Annotated in this window: 18 protein-coding genes; 16 read left to right on the top strand and 2 right to left on the bottom strand. The window is 43.4% G+C overall.

Features of this window, described 5'->3' with window-relative positions:
• Positions 1–13 precede the first annotated feature (13 nt).
• From ACSLP7_RS03415 to ACSLP7_RS03340, 16 genes are all read left to right on the top strand, one after another.
• On the top strand, positions 14–613 hold the full coding sequence (locus tag ACSLP7_RS03415) for a TIGR00730 family Rossman fold protein (RefSeq protein ID WP_435578017.1): 600 nt from the start codon (positions 14–16) through the stop codon (positions 611–613).
• A 652-nt stretch (positions 614–1265) separates the two neighbouring features.
• Complete coding sequence (ligA, locus tag ACSLP7_RS03410) at positions 1266–3263, top strand: NAD-dependent DNA ligase LigA (RefSeq protein ID WP_435578013.1); 1998 nt, start codon at positions 1266–1268, stop codon at positions 3261–3263.
• 3 nt (positions 3264–3266) lie between these two features.
• The gene (locus ACSLP7_RS03405) at positions 3267–3782 is read left to right on the top strand and encodes a DUF6913 domain-containing protein (RefSeq protein WP_435578012.1); all 516 of its coding nucleotides are present in this window, start codon (positions 3267–3269) and stop codon (positions 3780–3782) included.
• 13 nt (positions 3783–3795) lie between these two features.
• Positions 3796–4671: a 4-hydroxy-tetrahydrodipicolinate synthase gene (dapA, locus tag ACSLP7_RS03400; protein ID WP_435578011.1), complete on the top strand. Its 876-nt coding sequence runs from the start codon at positions 3796–3798 to the stop codon at positions 4669–4671.
• A gap of 105 nt (positions 4672–4776) precedes the next feature.
• Positions 4777–5598, top strand: a complete 822-nt coding sequence (locus ACSLP7_RS03395; RefSeq protein WP_435578010.1) for an outer membrane protein assembly factor BamD — start codon at positions 4777–4779, stop codon at positions 5596–5598.
• A gap of 14 nt (positions 5599–5612) precedes the next feature.
• A complete protein-coding gene (locus ACSLP7_RS03390; protein WP_435578016.1) occupies positions 5613–5939 on the top strand; it encodes a DNA-directed RNA polymerase subunit omega in 327 nt (108 codons plus the stop codon).
• Positions 5940–5950: 11 nt separating this feature from the next.
• Positions 5951–7156 (top strand): bifunctional phosphopantothenoylcysteine decarboxylase/phosphopantothenate--cysteine ligase CoaBC, encoded by a 1206-nt coding sequence (gene coaBC / locus ACSLP7_RS03385; RefSeq protein WP_435578009.1) that lies wholly within the window; start codon positions 5951–5953, stop codon positions 7154–7156.
• Positions 7153–8040: a DUF4835 family protein gene (locus ACSLP7_RS03380; protein WP_435578008.1), complete on the top strand. Its 888-nt coding sequence runs from the start codon at positions 7153–7155 to the stop codon at positions 8038–8040. The genes coaBC and ACSLP7_RS03380 overlap by 4 nt, the downstream gene beginning before the upstream one ends.
• 73 nt (positions 8041–8113) lie before the next feature.
• Positions 8114–9763, top strand: a complete 1650-nt coding sequence (gene recN / locus ACSLP7_RS03375) for a DNA repair protein RecN (protein ID WP_435578007.1) — start codon at positions 8114–8116, stop codon at positions 9761–9763.
• A 29-nt stretch (positions 9764–9792) separates the two neighbouring features.
• Complete coding sequence (locus ACSLP7_RS03370; protein ID WP_435578006.1) at positions 9793–10611, top strand: enoyl-ACP reductase FabI; 819 nt, start codon at positions 9793–9795, stop codon at positions 10609–10611.
• 85 nt (positions 10612–10696) lie between these two features.
• Positions 10697–11476, top strand: coding sequence for a T9SS type A sorting domain-containing protein (locus tag ACSLP7_RS03365; RefSeq protein WP_435578005.1), 780 nt, complete (start codon positions 10697–10699; stop codon positions 11474–11476).
• Between the two features lie 199 nt (positions 11477–11675).
• On the top strand, positions 11676–12677 hold the full coding sequence (locus tag ACSLP7_RS03360) for a glycosyltransferase (protein ID WP_435578004.1): 1002 nt from the start codon (positions 11676–11678) through the stop codon (positions 12675–12677).
• 9 nt (positions 12678–12686) lie between these two features.
• The gene (locus tag ACSLP7_RS03355; RefSeq protein WP_435578003.1) at positions 12687–13643 is read left to right on the top strand and encodes a CdaR family protein; all 957 of its coding nucleotides are present in this window, start codon (positions 12687–12689) and stop codon (positions 13641–13643) included.
• A gap of 2 nt (positions 13644–13645) precedes the next feature.
• The gene (gene coaE / locus ACSLP7_RS03350) at positions 13646–14236 is read left to right on the top strand and encodes a dephospho-CoA kinase (protein WP_435578002.1); all 591 of its coding nucleotides are present in this window, start codon (positions 13646–13648) and stop codon (positions 14234–14236) included.
• Positions 14237–14308: 72 nt separating this feature from the next.
• A complete protein-coding gene (locus ACSLP7_RS03345) occupies positions 14309–15871 on the top strand; it encodes a sensor histidine kinase (protein ID WP_435578001.1) in 1563 nt (520 codons plus the stop codon).
• Between the two features lie 2 nt (positions 15872–15873).
• On the top strand, positions 15874–16590 hold the full coding sequence (locus ACSLP7_RS03340; protein ID WP_087524925.1) for a response regulator transcription factor: 717 nt from the start codon (positions 15874–15876) through the stop codon (positions 16588–16590).
• Here the strand turns inward: ACSLP7_RS03340 and miaA are convergent.
• Positions 16587–17516: a tRNA (adenosine(37)-N6)-dimethylallyltransferase MiaA gene (gene miaA, locus ACSLP7_RS03335; protein WP_435578000.1), complete on the bottom strand. Its 930-nt coding sequence runs from the start codon at positions 17514–17516 to the stop codon at positions 16587–16589. The two genes, ACSLP7_RS03340 and miaA, sit on opposite strands and share 4 nt — an antisense overlap.
• Positions 17517–17519: 3 nt before the next feature.
• Positions 17520–18362 (bottom strand): ion transporter, encoded by an 843-nt coding sequence (locus ACSLP7_RS03330; RefSeq protein ID WP_435577999.1) that lies wholly within the window; start codon positions 18360–18362, stop codon positions 17520–17522.

The raw sequence follows: 18362 nt of genomic DNA, 5'->3' as shown, positions 1-18362 counted from the left end.
ATCGGATGCTCAAATGTCAAAAGAGATAGCCTTGGATAGAATTGCAGTGTTCTGCGGAAGCAGTAGCGGAAACGATATGGCCATCACTGACGCGGCTCAGAAGTTGGGACAGCTCCTGGTAGCTCAACAAATTGAGTTGGTCTATGGCGCTGCCAAGATCGGTGTCATGGGAGAAATAGCCAAAGCAGTTTTGGATCAGGGAGGTCGTGTTACTGGGGTTATTCCAGAATTTCTCAAACGCAAGGAAGTGGTTCACCTTGGACTTTCGGAGCTTATTACTACAGAAAATATGCACCAGCGAAAGCTCATCATGAGTGAACGCAGTGATGGTTTTATCGCCTTACCCGGAGGGTTCGGAACCTTAGAAGAACTCTTTGAGATCATCACCTGGTCGCAGTTAGGTTTGCATCAAAAACCCGTAGGTCTCTTAAACGTCAATGGGTTTTATGATCCTTTAATTAATCTTCTCGAAGGAATGGTGCGCAAGGGGTTTCTCAAAATGGACAACTTTGAGATCCTTTTGGTGGACACTGACCCAACCAAGCTTTTGGAAAAGATGCGCAGCTTTGTGCCTAAAAATGTTCCAAAATGGTTGACTCAAGACCGAACCTAGTCGTTAAAGTGTAATATTTTATCGACTAAATACAAAGTCCGACTTTTTTTGTATTTTTATGCTTATTTCATCAGCCGTCCGAATACATTTGGATCGTAAACAAATCACAGGGGTGTGATTTTAAGTTTCGCATTTAAAGACGACAAGTCTTTATAAATATTGTTTGGTTGTGGGACGGCCACAATTTCCAAGAGATGTTGATGCGCGTTAAGGATTAGGAATTTTAAAGCAATTCATATTTTGGAGTCAACGGTTGTGGCTAGTCTCACTTTTTTTAAACCGACAATTTAGAAACACTACATACGATCTTTATATAGCCATCAATTCACAAATATTAATGCCGAGTTCAGCTTTTATTGGTTGGATGAACTCAGCGCAGGAGACATGGAGTAGAATGTATTTGTGAACTTGACTTTGAAAGGGCCTTTTTAAGCAGTAGTCTTCTTTCCGTATTCAGCCTCGCGGCTATCCTCGCGGTTAAGGAGTTATCACCATGATTTTTGCGTTAGTTATCTTTGGAACTACTCTTTTAAAGGCCCTTTCTGTGTTCTTTTATTACCGTTGATAAATACTGCAAAACTCCCAAATTTAGCCTCCTTTTCACTAGGCGAAAACCGCAGAGCTTTATTATTTTTGGAGAAAGCAGAACTCCATGGAAATCGAGCAGCAGATCCAAAGCTTACGAGAAGAACTCAGACAACACAATTACAACTACTATGTGTTGGACGCTCCTGTAATTTCTGATTTTGAATTTGACACCAAATTAAAGCAACTTCAAGAGTTAGAAGCTGCGCATCCAGAGTTTCACGATCCCAATTCTCCAACCTTGCGTGTTGGTGGACAAGTCACCAAGAATTTCAACACTTTGGTACATGAACACCGCATGTATTCCTTGGACAATTCCTATTCAAAAGAAGATCTATTGGATTGGGAAAAGCGCATCAAAAAGGCTGTAGATGGTCCTGTGGAGTATACCTGTGAATTGAAGTACGACGGCGCTTCCATGAGCCTCACATACCAAGACGGACAGTTAGAGAAGGCCGTGACTCGCGGTGATGGTGTTCAAGGAGATGAGGTTACCACCAACATTAGAACCATTAAGTCAGTACCCTTACAACTAAAAGGAGATTTCCCTTCGCGCTTTGATATTCGTGGAGAGATCGTTTTGCCTTTTGCGGGTTTTGAAGCCATGAATGCTGCGCGTGTGGCTGCGGGCGAGGAACCTTATCGCAATCCCAGAAATACCGCCAGCGGGAGTTTGAAGTTACAAGACAGCTCAGAAGTTGCTAAGCGTCCATTAGAGTGTTTGCTTTACAGTGTGGTAGGTAACAATCTAGGTCTTACCACTCAATTTGAAAGTTTAGAGAAAGCCGCTTCCTGGGGATTCAAAGTGCCCAAGCACGCCGTCTTGGCTAAAAGCATTGATGAGGTTTTGGAATATATCAATCATTGGGATGTGGCTCGTCACGAGCTTCCTTATGAAACCGATGGTGTGGTTATCAAAGTCAACAACCTGCGTCAACAAGAAGAGCTTGGATTTACTGCCAAAGCACCGCGTTGGGCCATGGCTTATAAATTCCAGGCAGAGCAGGCCTCCGCGGTACTACACACCATAACCTATCAAGTGGGACGAACCGGTGCTATAACGCCCGTAGCGAATTTGGAACCTGTATCATTAGCTGGAACTATTGTAAAAAGAGCGTCTTTGCACAATGCCGATCAGATTGCGAAGTTGGATATTCGTGAGGGTGATACCGTCTATGTGGAGAAAGGCGGGGAGATCATTCCAAAGATCGTTGGAGTGGATCTGAGTCAGCGTCCTGCAGATTCTCAGCCAACAAAATACATCACCCATTGTCCCGAATGTCAAACGGAATTGGTGCGCGCGGCTGATGAAGCCTTGCACTATTGCCCGAATGAAACAGGTTGCTTCCCGCAGATCGTAGGGAGGATACAGCACTATATCTCCAGAAAGGCCATGGATATTGAAGGGCTTGGTGGAGAGACTGTGGCGCTTTTGGTCAAAGAAGGTTTGATTACCAACTACGCTGATCTATATGAATTGCGCGTGGATCAACTTTTGCCTTTAGAGCGTATGGCTCAAAAGAGTGCAGAGAATTTGGTTGAAGGAGTGGCTAAGAGTCGGGAGATTCCTTTTGAGCGCGTTTTATTTGCTTTAGGGATCCGATACGTTGGCGAGACGGTAGCTAAAAAATTAGCACGTCATTACAAATCGATTGAGGCGCTTTCACAAGCTTCAGAAGATGATTTGATTGGTGTGGATGAGATCGGTTCAGCGATAGCGCAAAGTGTGGTCCAGTGGTTTATGGAAGAGAAACATCAGCAGCTGGTAAGCCGATTGCAAGCAGCTGGTGTACAATTACAACTCTCTGAAGAAGTATTGGCCAATCAGACCGATACCTTGAAGGGAGATGTCGTGGTAGTGAGTGGCGTGTTTCATCGCGTTTCACGTACGGAACTTAAAAAGCTCATTGAAGATAACGGCGGAAAGGTTTCCAGTTCTATCTCGTCCAAGACCACTTATGTTGTGGCTGGAGATAAAATGGGGCCGAGCAAGCGCACCAAGGCAGAATCTTTGGGCGTAGCTCTGATTACTGAAGATGAATTTTTGGCGAAGCTAGGGCAATAAGCGATGATTGGAGCGTTAAAACATAAAAGTGTCCTCAAGCAATTGCGAAAAAGTATTGCTGCTCAGCAGCGTGAATTACCCAAAACTGCTGTGAATTCGCTATTGGTGCTTACTCAAGGGGATTCGCCCGAGGTTAGATCCGCAGTAATGAAGCTCGCTGAAAGGCTTGGAATAAAGCAGGAGGCTGTTTATTATCGTGAATTTGTCACCGGACTTAAACCCGATCAATTGCAGCCTGATCAATGGTGTAAAAAGCATTTTGGCTGGCAAGGGAAGTTGCAGCACGACGATGCCACAACCTTTGCTCAAAAGAACTTTGATTTGATCATCGGCTATTATTGGGAACCTAATGCGCTTTTGGATAATCTGATTGCAAGTAAACCGAATGGGTTTCGCGTGGGGCCCATGGGCAGCCATGAAGAACTCTTTGACCTAACTATAGCAACCCCAAAGAACGACTGGGATGCTTTTGAATTTGAATTGATAAAATACCTTACCCTTTTGAAACTGTGCCGATAAGGCCTTTAGAATTATGCAAGAATTAATTGGAACCGGAGTGGCCTTGATCACTCCTTTTGATGCCCAAGGAAATCCAGATCTCAATGCGCTGACCGCTTTGGTGGATTTTAATATTGAAAATGGTGTGGATTATTTGGTCGTGCTGGGTACGACTGCGGAATCAGCCACCTTAACTGCTGCGGAGAAATCGGCGGTTAAAGCTTGTATTACTGCTGCCAATAAAGGGCGTGTTCCAGAAGTGCTCGGTATTGGAGGGAACAATACGGCTGCCGTGGTTGAAGAACTTAAGACTACGGACCTCAGCAATTATACGGCTGTACTTTCTGTATCGCCATACTACAACAAGCCTACGCAAGAAGGTATCTATCAACATTTCAAAGCTGTTGCTACGGCTACGGACAAACCCATCATTCTGTATAATGTGCCTGGGAGAACCTCTTCCAATATGGCTCCAGAGACCGTGGCTCGATTGGCTGCGGACTTTGACCATGTGGTTGCCATAAAAGAGGCTGCTGGCGATATGGTTCAAGCTATGGAGCTCATCAGACAGCTTCCGGAAGACTTTTTGGTCATTTCTGGAGATGATATGATCACTTTGCCAATGGTACTTGCCGGAGGTGCAGGAGTGATTTCTGTGATTGGTGAAGGTATGCCGGCGGAGTTTTCTGCTATGGTGCGTTTGGCCAGAGCAGGACATAACGATCAAGCCAGAGCTTTGCAATATCAGCTTATGCCTGTGATTGATATGATCTTTGAAGAGGGCAATCCTGCTGGGGTCAAAGCCCTTTTAGAGCATCGAAATATTTGCAGCGCAAACGTCCGATTGCCATTGGTAGAAGCCAGCACTGGACTCAAAGCGCGTATCGGCGAATTTTTAAGGGAATTTTAGAACCGAGTTAAACTTTTCACAATCCGCATGGCACAAGGGCTGGAGTGTTTTAGCTTCGTGCAGAGAAGTGTTTTGAATTCTCGAAGAATTAACTAATTTTGCAGGATGTTTTTAAACAAAAACAAATATTACCTTTTAGCCCTTGGGGCGCTTCTTTTGGTAGGGGCTTGTTCTCCGTTCCAAAAAGTGTATAAATCAGACGACGTAGCTGCTAAGTATCGTTTTGCAGATTCCTTGTATCAAGTAGGGAAGTATCGCAAGGCTTTAAAACTTATGGAGGAGATCGTTCCGGCTTACCGTGGAAAGCCACAAGCAGAACGTTTGATGTTCTTCTATGCTGATACCTATTACCAGTTGGGAGATTTCTATTTATCCGGCTATCAGTTTGAGCGTTTTGTGCGTTCTTATCCGAGCAGTGACCGCGTACAAGAGGCCGCCTACAAAGGTGCAAAGAGTTATTACGAGCTATCGCCGCGTTATTCTTTAGACCAAGAAGACACCTACACAGCCTTAGAGAAGTTGCAAGGATTTATCGACCAATTTCCAGAGTCCGATTACTTGCAAGAGGCCAACGGCTTGGTAGACGAGCTCAACTCTAAGTTAGAATACAAAGCGATTCGCATCGCTAAATCATACTATCACCGCGAAGATTACAAATCAGCCATTGAGGCTTATGACAACTTCGCCACTGACTTCCCGGGAAGCGAATACAGAGCAGAAGCGTTCTTTATGCGACTCGAGTCAGAATACAAACTTGCGATCAATAGTTTTGAGACCTTAGTGCCAGAACGTTTAGCAGCGGCCAAGGAATATTACGACAGCTTTATGAAGTATTTTTCGGATTCCGAATACCGAGAAGCTGCCGATGAGATCAATCAAGACATTGAAGCGCGCATGGAATCCTTGAACACTGAAACAAAATCTTAAGGTTAGCAGATATGATGAATTTAAAGAAATTGGACGCACCTATCAACACGACTACTATTGATAAGAACTTGGTAGATGCTCCAACTGACAACATTTACGAGGCGATCTCTATTATTTCAAAGCGTGCTACGCAGATCAATGCAGAGATCAAAAAAGAGTTGTTGGAGAAGCTGGATGAGTTCGCGACCTACAACGATTCTTTAGAAGAGATCTTTGAGAATAAAGAGCAGATCGAAGTATCTAAGTTCTACGAAAAGCTTCCGAAGCCACACGCTTTAGCCGTGCAAGAGTGGTTGGAAGATAAGATCTACCACCGCAACACTCAGGAAGACGAGGCCTAATTAGTTCCGCCATGTCTGTTTTAAAAGGAAAGCGCATATTACTGGGGGTAACCGCCGGTATTGCCGCCTATAAAACAGCCTGGTTGGTGCGACTTTTGGTCAAAGCAGGAGCTGAGGTTCGGGTGGTAATGACCCCGTCCTCCAAAGAATTTGTCACTCCGCTTACCCTTTCTACACTCTCTAAAAACGAAGTTTATTCTTCCTTTACCGATGAGGAGGATGAGAATGCTCGTTGGAACAATCACGTGGAACTCGGACTTTGGGCCGACTATCTACTGATCGCTCCGGCAACCGCAAATACTTTAGCTAAAATGGCTACAGGAGTTTGTGACAACCTCTTATTGGCGGTTTATCTCTCTGCCAAATGTCCAGTGCTGTATGCACCTGCTATGGATCTGGATATGTATAAGCATCCTTCTACAGCAGAAACTTTTCAAAAACTGGAGCAATTCGGGAACATACAAATCCCTGCAGCACATGGCGAATTGGCCAGTGGCCTAGTTGGGCAGGGTCGTATGGCCGAGCCTGAGGAGATTCTTCATTTCTTAGAACAACACATTGCTGAAGGGCTTCCGTTGCGTGGCAAGAAGGTTTTGATTACTGCTGGCCCTACTTATGAAGCCATTGATCCCGTGCGTTTTGTTGGAAACCACTCCAGCGGCTTGATGGGCTACAAGATCGCAGAAAGAGCTGCAGACCTAGGAGCCCAGGTGACCTTGGTTAGTGGTCCGTCTCATTTGCAATTGGAACACACTTCTGTGGAATTGATCCGTGTGACCTCTGCGCAAGAAATGCTGGAGGCTGTTCAGGCACATTATGCAGCCGCGGATATCGGTGTTTTCGCTGCGGCGGTAGCAGACTATAGGCCAGTAGCCCCTGCTAAGGAAAAGATCAAGAAGACGGGAGATTCCTTAAACATACAACTGGAAAAGACTCAAGATATTCTGGGATGGGCCGGAGCTGAGAAACAACAGCAGTTTTTGGTCGGTTTCGCCTTGGAGACTCAGAATGAATTGGCTAACGCAAAAAAGAAGCTCGAGAAAAAGAATTTAGATTTAATTATACTAAATTCGCTCAGAGACGAAGGGGCCGGTTTTAAATCAAAAACCAATAAAGTTACCTTCATAGATAAGAATGGTAGTGTTTTACCGTTTGAACTAAAAGATAAGGCAGCTGTGGCTGTAGACATCTTGGATTACATTATAGGGCAGCAATGAGAAGATTACTAGTTTTAATGTGTGTTTTAGTCGGTTTGAGCGCTTCTGCTCAAGAGATCCGTTGTACCGTAACGGTTAATGCGGAACAGACCGCCAGAGCCGATTTACAGATCTTTAGAACCCTAAAGAATCAGATCGAAGAATTTGTCAATGAATACCAGTGGACCAATATGAAGATGACCACTCAGGAACGCATTGATATGAACCTGGTAATCATTGTGACTGACTACGATGGCGATGACTTTACGGCAACTTTGCAGGTACAATCATCTCGTCCAGCGTATGGCTCCTCATACAATTCACCGGTTTACAACTACAACGACAAGCAGTTTTCCTTTACCTATCGCGAGTTTCAACCCTTGAATTTCAACCCGAACAGTTTTGATTCCAATTTGATCTCGGTGATTGCTTTTCATGTATACACGGTAATTGGGTTGGATGCAGATACCTTCAGTCGCAACGGAGGAGATCCTTACTTTCAGGTGGCTAAGCAGATCGTGAACACCGCGGCTTCCAGCAACTTCTTAGGTTGGAAAGCGACAGATGGAGCGCAGTCGCGTTTCCGTTATAACGACGCCTTATTGTCTAATGTGTTTAGTGAGTTTCACAACGTGATGTATGACTACCACCGTTTAGGTTTGGACATCATGCATGAGAACCCTAAAGAGGCTAAACAGATCATGTCTACTAGTTTGAGTCGCCTGCGAATGATCAACGACAGACGTCCAAATTCATTTTTGTTGCGCACCTTTTTTGACGCTAAGGAGAATGAGATCAGTCGCGTTTTTAGCGGAGGTCCTCAGGTGGATATCGCTAAGTTGATTGAAGACTTGAATCGCATGGCGCCTACCAAAAGAGCCAGCTGGGAAGATATCCGATATTAAACGCTTTAATTTCTTTTTTTAAGCGGAGTCTTTCTTATCTTTATTTTTCTGATTTCGATTACATTCCGAAGGCTTGATTAAATCCCTTTCCATAAAGAATTATGCCTTGATTGACCATTTAGCGGTTGATTTTGGCCCTGGTTTTACAGTGATCACTGGAGAAACTGGTGCGGGTAAATCCATTGTGCTTGGAGCATTAGGCTTGCTTTTAGGACAGCGCGCCGATCTGGACAGTATTAAGGACAAGACCACTAAAAGTGTCATTGAAGGACATTTTGATTTGAGCAAGTTTAAACTCCAAGAGTTCTTTAAAGAAAACGATCTGGATTTTGACCTGCACACCATTATAAGACGCGAGTTGCTGCCCTCGGGAAAATCAAGAGCTTTTGTCAACGATACTCCGGTCAATTTAAGTGTCCTCAGCATTCTGGGTGAACAGTTGATCGACATTCACAGTCAAGGTCAGCAACTGGAGGTTAATACCACGGCCTTCAAGTTTAATTTGGTGGATCTCATCGCCGATAATAAAAACTTACTGTCGGACTACCGCGAAGCCTTTAGACAATACAAACAAGCCCAGAAAGACTTGGCTTCATTAAAAGAAACTCAGGCCTCGGCTAACAAAGAGTTTGACTACAACAAATTCCTGTGGACAGAACTCCACGAACTTCAATTAGACAAGCTGGACGAGGCAGCAATTGATGAGGAATATGAAACCCTCTCTAATGTAGAGCGCATTCAAGATCTGCTGGCTGAGGTGATGCAACAATTGAGTGCGGAACAAGTAGGAGCTTCAGAACAGTTGGGGCATGCCAATCAGCAACTCGGGCAATTGGCGCGTATTTCGCCATTGTTCAAGGAGCTTTCTGAACGCATGCAATCCATACACATTGAGTTGACAGATCTAGAATCTCAGCTCTTTGAGCAACAAGAGCAGATAGAAAGTGATCCGGACCGCTTGGCGAGTTTGGAAGAGCTCACGCGGAGTTTATACGACTTAAAACGCAAGCACGCAGCCAGCTCTTTAGAAGAACTCATCGCTAAACGCGATGCCTTGGAGAAACTTGTAGTCATGGTAGAAGACCAATCGGAACAACTTCTGGCTGCTGAGCAAGCGCTTGTAAAGGCAGAACAAAAAATGGAATCCTTAGCCCGAGAGCTTCAGTCGGCACGTGCTGCAGTCATTCCGCAGTTGTGTGAGACCATAAATGCTCAGTTGCGAATGTTGGAATTACCAGCAGCGCAGTTTGTGATACAACAAAATAATAGTGAGGCTAACCCTTACGGCCAAGAGACTTTGGAGTTTCTTTTTAGCGCTAACAAAGGTGTCACTCCTGGACCTTTGCAAAAAGTGGCCTCAGGAGGAGAGCTTTCACGAGTGATGTTAGCCTTGAAGGCCTTAATGGCACAACACACCAATTTAGCTACCTTGATTTTTGATGAGATCGATACAGGGGTTTCTGGAGAAGTGGCCAATCGTATAGGAGATATAATGAGACAAATGTCCCGTTCTATGCAACTGCTCAGTATAACGCATTTGCCACAAGTGGCTGCCAAGGGCAATCATCATTTTAAAGTATTCAAAGAAGATACCGCACAGGGAGCTGCTACACGAATGCGCGCATTGTCTTCAGAAGAACGCGTTGTGGAGATCGCGCAAATGCTTGGCGGACAACAACTGTCCGAAACTGCATTAAACCACGCAAAAGAATTATTGAATTAACTATTTTTGACCGCATAAAACACCAACCTATGTCATACAATTTATTAGCTGGAAAGAAAGGAATCATTTTTGGCGCTTTAGACGAGAACTCTATTGCTTGGAAAACCGCAGAGCGCGTTCATGAAGAAGGAGGTCAATTTGTTTTAACCAACGCACCGATTGCAATGCGTATGGGACAGATTAATCAACTAGCAGAAAAGACCAATTCTCAGATTATTCCTGCAGATGCTACCTCATTAGAGGATCTTGAAAAATTAGTGGATGGCGCTATGGAAGCCTTAGGCGGAAAAATAGACTTCGTTTTACATTCCATTGGTATGTCTGTTAATGTGCGTAAAGGCAAAGCTTATACGGATCAAAAATACGATTGGACCCACAAAGGTTGGGATGTTTCGGCACTTTCATTTCACAAAGTGATGCAAACCCTCTACAAAAAGGACGCGATGAACGAGTGGGGGAGTATTGTTGCTTTGAGTTATATGGCTGCTCAACGCGTTTTTCCGGATTATAACGATATGGCGGACAACAAGGCTTATTTAGAGTCTATTGCTCGCAGTTTTGGTTATTTCTTTGGAAAAGACAAAAAAGTTCGCGTGAATACAATTTCTCAATCTCCAACGCCAACTACAGCGGGTCAAGGGGTAAAAGGTTTTGATGGGTTTATCGCTTATGCAGAGAAAATGTCACCGCTCGGGAATGCTACGGCCATGGATTGCGCAAACTATACGGTTTCTCTCTTTAGCGATCTTACAAAACGTGTTACTCTCCAAAACTTGTACAATGACGGTGGATTCTCCAATACGGGGGTAAGCAATGAGGTTATGGAAGCCTTCATTAAGGAGGAATAAATAGATATTTCTAATTACATATAGAATTTGGTTATATTAAATATTAGTGTAACTTTGAGTTTAAGTTTAAACTAAATCATGTGATATGAAAAAAATTACTTTATTGTTATGTGCAGGATTATTCTCATTAGGAATGAATGCACAGTTTGCATCAGAAGACTTTGATGCGGGATTACCAGCTGATTGGATGACCGTAATCAACACTGGTTCTTGTGACTGGTTCAACGGTGCTGACTTGCCAACTGGACCAGACTTTGCATCTCCAGGTATGTACTTTGATGATGATGCTTGTGGAAATGGAGCTGATCCATCTAACACTACTCTTATGTCTGCTGTTTATGACCTTTCTGGTACTACAGGAGATATCACTATCGCTTACGACGTTGCTTTCCAAGAAGTTGCTTCTGGTGAGACTTTTGTAACAGAGTGGTATGATGGTGCTGCATGGAACGTTCTTGCTACTTATGATGTAGATCTTCCAGAGATTCTTTCTGAGTCTTTCAGCCCAACTGGTATCACTAACCCTGATTTCCAATTGCGTTGGACTTATGATGATGCTGCTGGTGCTTGGGGATGGCACGGAGGAATTGATAACTTCTCTTTAGATGCTGTACTTAGCACTGATGACAACCAGATCGCTGGTTTCAGCATGTATCCTAACCCAGCTAACGATGTTGTAACTGTAAAGGCTCAAAACGAGATCCAAAACGTTACTTTCTTCAACATCCTAGGTCAAAAGGTTCTTGAGGTTGCTCCTAACGCACTTTCTCAAGAAATCAACGTTGCTACTTTGAAAGCAGGTGTTTACGTTGTAAACGTTACTTCAGACGCGCAAGTAGGTTCTTACCGTTTGATCAAGCAATAAGCTGATTCGGACAACAAAGAAATTTGTAAAAGCCACCCATTGGGTGGCTTTTTTGTTTTTGGAGTCTTTTAGACTTTTCCCGATGGTTAAAAAATTGTTTTTTTGCAATTGAGTTTTGCCTGTTCTCCAACCTTTGCTTACTATGCATTTAAAGAAGGCTTAATTCAGATATGAAAGCCTAAATGACTTCGCTTATTTTATGAAAAGGGAATACAGCTTTATTATACCCGTTTACAACAGACCGGATGAGGTTGATGAGCTCTTGGCCAGTATGACTGCCTTTGAGAGCGACATTCCTTTTGAGGTGTGTATAATTGAAGACGGTTCTAGCCAAGATTGCAAGGAAGTTGTTGCTCTATACGCAGATAGACTAAATATCAGTTACCACTACAAAGACAATTCCGGGCCAGGTCCTTCTAGGAACTACGGAATGAATAAGGCTAAAGGGAATTACTTTATCATTTTAGATTCTGATGTGATTATGCCTGCGGATTATCTATCGGTCGTAGATAAGGCATTAAACGAAAATTACTTGGATTGCTTTGGAGGAGCTGATGCGGCGCACGAATCATTTTCAGATCTGCAGAAAGCCATCAATTACAGCATGACCAGTTTATTGACTACGGGTGGTATTCGCGGAAACAAGAAAGCTGTACAACAGTTTGAACCTCGTAGCTTTAATATGGGGATTTCTAAAGAAACTTTTTTAGCTACAGAAGGTTTTGGGAAAATTCATCCTGGAGAAGATCCTGATTTATCCTGGCGTATTAAAAAAGCAGGATTCAAGACCGGCTTCATTGCTGGTGCAGCCGTTTATCACAAAAGAAGAATCTCTTGGTCCAAGTTCAAGCAACAAGTCACTAAGTTTGGCTTGGTGAGGCCCATTCTCAATAGTTGGCATCCGGAGTCTAGAAAGATCACCTTTTGGTTTCCGAGCCTATTTGTTTTAGGTTTTGTAGCTTCTATTGTCTTTGCTATCGTTGGTGTTTGGTGGTTTTTAACGCTTTACGGTCTTTACTTTTCGATTTTGCTCATACACGCTATAATGACTACTAAAAGCCTTAAGATCGGGTTTATGGCATTGTGGGCTACTGTGGTTCAGTTCTATAGTTATGGAACTGCTTTTTTGAAAAGCAACTGGTATACAGGTCTATTGAAGAAAGATCCTAAGGCCGTTTTTCCGCATCTTTTTTTTAAGTAACTTCTACCCATGACCGCTGCAGAGAAACAAAAGCGAAAATCTGGGAAAGGGAACATTAATTCCTTTGTGTTTTTTCTTATTCTTGCCACCTTGTTTTGGGTACTGACCAAGTTCTCCAAACAATATGAGCAGGATGTGGATGCCCAATTGGAGTATACTAACATTCCTGCAAATGCGGTGATCAGTGAGGATGGCGTAAATTCCGTTCCATTGCGGTTAAAGGCTTCAGGGTTTGAATTCTTATATTATAAGCTCAGCAAACCTAAAATCACTTTAGATCTTACCAGATTAGAACCAGATACTAGCGCACGTTGGATGATTTCTAAACAAGGCCTTGAAAATTTAGCCACACTACAGCTCAAGCATCAAGTAGAGTTGCAAATGGAGAAATCCAATATAGAACTGCCCATTCGAACCTTAGGGCAGAAGCGTGTGCCGGTTATTGCTAATATTTCTTACACCTTTAAAGAAGGTTATTCCTATACGGAGCCGCTTGGTATAACTCCTGATTCTGTCACGGTCATTGGCCCTGAAAATAGTTTGAAGCAAGTCACCGCTTTAGAAACGGCAGCGGCTAGCTTTGATGAGGTTGATGAGGCCATTTCTGGCAGTTTAGAGATCTTGTTGCCCGACACGGTGGACAAACTAAAAGTGGATCCTGGTGAGGTCAATTATTCCATGGAGGTGCAAGAGTTTATAGAAAATCAAGTGACTGTACCAATAACCTTGATCGGTAGTGATGAGGTGCGCGGAATACAATTGTTCCCCTCAGCAGTTACAGTGAGATACACCATTAACTTCTCCGATTATAAAAACGTACAGGCCAGTGATTTTAAAGTCATTTGCGACTTGTCTAAAATAGAAGAAGGAGCGAACTTTTTGGTTCCAGAACTCGTCGAGGCTCCCGCAGGGGCCCGTCGATTGAGCCTGAGTCCGAATCAGGTTGAATTCATAGCCATTCAGTAATCATGATCAGCGTTGGATTAACAGGAGGTATTGGTAGTGGAAAGACCACAGTGGCTCGGTTTTTTGAAGCCTTAGGCATTCCAATTTATTTTGCCGATGATCGCGCTAAAGCTTTAATGGTTGAGGATCAAGAGCTTATTGCGAATATCAAGGCTCTTCTGGGCGATCAGGCCTATACCGAAGACGGCAGGCTCAACAGAGCCTATATAGCGAGTCAAGTGTTTAATGATGCTGAGCTTTTAGAAGCGCTGAATGCCTTGGTTCACCCAGCTGTTGGTAAAGACTTCAAACAATGGGCCCAGGCACAGCAAAGCCCTTATGTGATCAAAGAAGCCGCAATTCTTTTTGAGAACGGCAGTTATACCCGTTCTGATGCAAACATTTTAGTAACTGCACCAGAATCCATCCGACTAAAACGCGTCATGTCAAGAGACGGAGCCAGTGAAGAAGCAGTACGTGCACGCATGCAACACCAATGGCCTGACGAGCAGAAAATTCCGCTTGCGGACTATGTTATTGAAAACATTGATCTTGAGGCAACTAGAAAGCAAGTAATTTCTCTCCACGAGCAGCTTATTTCCTTAAAAAAATAGACGAACGGACATTTCTGTTAACATTTGGTTAAACGGAATCCGCCCGCGGGCTAAAAAAGGTACTTTTGAACAATGAACAAAAGACTGTTTGTCATACTCATTGTACTTATGAGCGTTGCACTGTTGGGGATAATCTTCGTGCAGGCTTATTGGATCAATAATTCCTTTCAAACCAAGCAGGAACAATTCACCAAGGACATTCGTCAGGTGATGATTGCGGTTTCTCAGGACATTCAGTTGTTTGAACAAGAGCAGATCTACGATGCTATTGTAGCTACAGAGCAGGATTTTGTTGAACCTGACACCAGCAAAATTACCGAGATTGTTTACCGTCGTGTGGATGAAGACAAGAACGAAGTATTCATCTTCAGTAATGGAATTACCCAACGCGATTATAAACTTTCACCGAGCTTCTTGGATATCGGGATGGATTCCATCGCCTTTAAACGTTTGGTTAATGAGCAAGTAACTACCACCATAACTCCAGGTATTGATGGCGGTGCTCCGATCAAATCAGAGAACAAGACCTATAAGCGTATGGACGAACTGGAACGCGCCATATTCTCGACGGTTGCCTTAAAGATCTCTGAAAAGATTCCAATTCACCAAAGGGTGAGCCCAGAACTTATCGAAAAGATGATCGATAAAGAACTGCGCAAAAAAGGCCTGACCACCAGCTATGAATACGGCATTTACAGCAATCAATTAGCAACCAAGGTACGCTCCAGAGATTTTGACATCAACGCACCTTCTACCTTTGGGGTTCCGATGTTCATTGATCAGGATGATAATTTTAACTACCAGCTTTTTGTGACTTTTGGCAATACCCGTAAGGAGCTATTCAGTTCCATTGTGGGGATCTCTATTTTATCCATTCTTTTTACGGCCATTATCATTTTGGCTTATTGGTATGCCATTTCACAGTTGATCCGTCAAAGACAGATCTCACAGATCAAAACGGATTTCATCAACAATATGACCCACGAATTCAAAACGCCTATTGCAACGATCAACCTAGCGTTAGATGCGCTTAAGAATCCTAAGGTTGCTCAGGACGATGAATTCAAACAGCGTTATCTGCGCATGATCCGTGATGAGAACAAACGCATGCACGCTCAAGTAGAGAATGTACTGCGTATCTCCCGATTGGAGAATAAATCCATCAACCTCAAAAAGGAACGCATCAAACTCCACGACGTTGTAGAGGATGCCATTACTAGTGTTTCACTTATGGTGGAAGACAAAGGTGGATATATCAAAACACATTTTGACGCTCAGAAATCCTCCATTTTGGGTAATGAGTTTCACTTGACAAACGTCTTTGTGAATATGCTGGACAACGCCATTAAGTATTCAGAAGAGGCACCTAAGATCGATATCTATACGGAATTGGCTAAGAATTCCATCATTGTAAAGATCAGTGATCAAGGTATCGGAATGTCTAAAACAGCACAGAAACAAATCTTTGAAAAATTCTACCGGGAACATACCGGAAACATTCATAACGTAAAAGGGCACGGTCTTGGATTGGCTTATGTGAAACGTATTTTGGATGATCATCATGCGTCCGTATACGTGGATAGTGAGCGCGGCAAGGGAAGTACCTTTAGTATAAAATTTCAATTAATCTCTTAATTATGGAAACGGAAAATAAAAAAATCTTATTGGTCGAAGACGACCCGAATTTTGGAACAGTCCTGAAGGACTATTTAGCCATGAACGAATACGATGTCACCCATGCTAAAAACGGTATGGAAGGCTTCGAAAAGTTTAAAAAAGACAATTTTGACCTGTGTATCCTCGATGTGATGATGCCTTATAAAGACGGATTCACCTTAGCCAAGGAGATTCGCGAGAAGAATAAGGATGTGCCGATCATCTTCCTTACGGCTAAGGCCTTAAAAGAAGATGTACTTAAAGGATATAAGGTAGGAGCAGATGATTATTTGAACAAGCCTTTTGATTCTGAGGTGCTTTTGATGAAGATCAAAGCCATCATCCAACGCAAAGCGACAGATTCCTTGTCAGACAGCAAACAGTTTGAATTCCAGATCGGCAAATTCCACTTGAATTCTAAACTTCGCTTTTTGTCTTACAACAAAGAAGAGCCGAGCAAACTATCTCCAAAAGAGAATGATCTTTTGCGTTTGCTAGCATTACACAAAAATGATCTAATGCCACGTGAATTGGCGCTTACCAAGATCTGGAGAGACGACAATTACTTTACTTCTCGCTCTATGGATGTATATATTGCCAAATTGCGTAAGTACCTGAGTAAGGACGATGGAGTTGAGATCTTGAACATCCACGGAGAAGGATTCCGTTTGGTGGTCAAAGACGAAGTAGAAAACTAATTCCGCTTTAAGAGTACACCGTATTTTGCCTCTAGTTGGGCGATGATGGTGTCTGATGGAGTTTGATAGTCAAACCAATGGATCTGCGGATCCTTTCTAAGCCAAGTGAGTTGCCTTTTGGCAAAGCGTCTTGTGTTCTGTTTGATGGCGTCTACTGCGTCCTGCAACGGTAAATCCGTTTCCAAATGACCGATCAGTTCGCGATAACCCACAGTTTGTAGCGCATTGAGCTCTTTATATGATAATAGGCCTTTTACCTCGTGTAAGAGGCCTTCTTGCATCATAAGGTCAACGCGTTGATTTATTCGATCGTAGATCACGGCTCTATCTGCGGTGAGTCCAATTTTAATGGTTTGGAAAGCACGCGACTTTGGCGCTTGGTTTCTATAGCTGCTAAACGTATTTCCACTGCTTCTAATGACTTCCAAAGCACGGATTAAGCGGTGTGGATTCTGCAGGTCAACCTGCTCATAGTATTCAGGATCCTTAGCCAAGAGTTCTTCCTGTAAGCTGGCTATACCTTCTTGTTCTAATTGCTCAGTGAGTGCTGCTCTAACTCCTTCAGATACTTCTGGGAAAGAATCCAGGCCTCGGGTGACCGCATCCACATAAAGTCCAGAGCCTCCTGCCATAACCACCACATCCTGTTCTTTGTAAAGCTCCTCCAAGCGAGCTAGGGCATCGCGCTCAAAATCACCTACACTGTAGGGATCTTCTACGGATAAATGCTGAATGAAGTGATGCGGCGCTGCGGCCAGTTCTTCAGCTGTAGGCACGGCAGTCCCTATGCGCATTTCTTTAAAGAACTGTCGGGAATCCGCAGAAATGATCTGGGTATTAAAGTGTTGGGCCAGTTTAATGGCTAAAGCTGTTTTACCAATAGCTGTGGGCCCTACAACAGTGAGTAAAACCTTTTGATCGTTCATCAATTAGTTGTCGTTGGGGTGAAGGTCTTCTCCGCAGTTAAAGCAGTGTTTTGCACCATCTCTGTGGTCTGATTTTCCGCAATATCTACAACTTTGTGTGTTGGTGTTGACTACCTTGGTATTGCGGGCGTATTCCGCACTTATTATACCGGTAGGCACTGCGATGATGCCGTATCCCATGATCATAATGATAGCAGATAGTAATTGGCCTAAAGGAGTCACCGGGGCAATATCGCCATAACCTACTGTGGTTAGTGTTACGATACACCAGTAGATGCTTATCGGAATGTTTCTAAAACCGCTTTCCTCGCCTTCTATAAAATACATCAGGGTCCCGGCAATGATAGAAACGATCAACACTGCAAATAGAAAGATGGAGATCTTGGCCCAACTGTGTTTTATGGCGCGAACCAGTTTGTTGGATTCACCCACATAGCGGGTCACCTTGAGGATTCTAAAGATTCGTAACAAACGCAAAGCGCGCACGGTTACCAAGGCTTGGGTTCCTCCCAAAAAAAGCGATAAATACAAGGGTATCGTTGCCAAGAAATCAATAATCCCATAAAAACTGAAAATATAATGGGAAGGTTTCTTGATGCTGACAATCCGCAATATGTATTCAATGGTAAAGAAAATGGTCAATATCCATTCTCCAATTAAAAGTAAGTCGTGGTATTTGGCGTCAATTGAGGCGACGCTTTCCATCATGACAAAGACAATGCTCAGTACAATCAGGATCAATAAGATCACGTCAAAAGTCTTTCCAGCCGGCGTATCGGCCTCATAGATCACCTCGTGGATACGGCTGCGCCAGGATCCACTTTTGTTGGGTTTTAGCTCCTTCAC

Source organism: Gilvibacter sp. (assembly GCF_965601605.1).
Lineage (GTDB): Bacteria > Bacteroidota > Bacteroidia > Flavobacteriales > Flavobacteriaceae > Gilvibacter.
This window is presented reverse-complemented; position numbering and strand designations above follow the sequence as displayed.

Coding starts and splice junctions, on each gene's coding strand:
- ACSLP7_RS03395 (WP_435578010.1), top strand. CDS start 4,777: ATGTTTTTAAACAAAAACAAATATTACCTTTTAGCCCTTGGGGCGCTT.
- ligA (WP_435578013.1), top strand. CDS start 1,266: ATGGAAATCGAGCAGCAGATCCAAAGCTTACGAGAAGAACTCAGACAA.
- ACSLP7_RS03370 (WP_435578006.1), top strand. CDS start 9,793: ATGTCATACAATTTATTAGCTGGAAAGAAAGGAATCATTTTTGGCGCT.
- ACSLP7_RS03380 (WP_435578008.1), top strand. CDS start 7,153: ATGAGAAGATTACTAGTTTTAATGTGTGTTTTAGTCGGTTTGAGCGCT.
- ACSLP7_RS03355 (WP_435578003.1), top strand. CDS start 12,687: ATGACCGCTGCAGAGAAACAAAAGCGAAAATCTGGGAAAGGGAACATT.
- ACSLP7_RS03365 (WP_435578005.1), top strand. CDS start 10,697: ATGAAAAAAATTACTTTATTGTTATGTGCAGGATTATTCTCATTAGGA.
- ACSLP7_RS03390 (WP_435578016.1), top strand. CDS start 5,613: ATGAATTTAAAGAAATTGGACGCACCTATCAACACGACTACTATTGAT.
- ACSLP7_RS03345 (WP_435578001.1), top strand. CDS start 14,309: ATGAACAAAAGACTGTTTGTCATACTCATTGTACTTATGAGCGTTGCA.
- coaE (WP_435578002.1), top strand. CDS start 13,646: ATGATCAGCGTTGGATTAACAGGAGGTATTGGTAGTGGAAAGACCACA.
- coaBC (WP_435578009.1), top strand. CDS start 5,951: ATGTCTGTTTTAAAAGGAAAGCGCATATTACTGGGGGTAACCGCCGGT.
- ACSLP7_RS03415 (WP_435578017.1), top strand. CDS start 14: ATGTCAAAAGAGATAGCCTTGGATAGAATTGCAGTGTTCTGCGGAAGC.
- ACSLP7_RS03360 (WP_435578004.1), top strand. CDS start 11,676: ATGAAAAGGGAATACAGCTTTATTATACCCGTTTACAACAGACCGGAT.
- miaA (WP_435578000.1), bottom strand. CDS start 17,516: ATGAACGATCAAAAGGTTTTACTCACTGTTGTAGGGCCCACAGCTATT.
- ACSLP7_RS03340 (WP_087524925.1), top strand. CDS start 15,874: ATGGAAACGGAAAATAAAAAAATCTTATTGGTCGAAGACGACCCGAAT.
- dapA (WP_435578011.1), top strand. CDS start 3,796: ATGCAAGAATTAATTGGAACCGGAGTGGCCTTGATCACTCCTTTTGAT.
- ACSLP7_RS03405 (WP_435578012.1), top strand. CDS start 3,267: ATGATTGGAGCGTTAAAACATAAAAGTGTCCTCAAGCAATTGCGAAAA.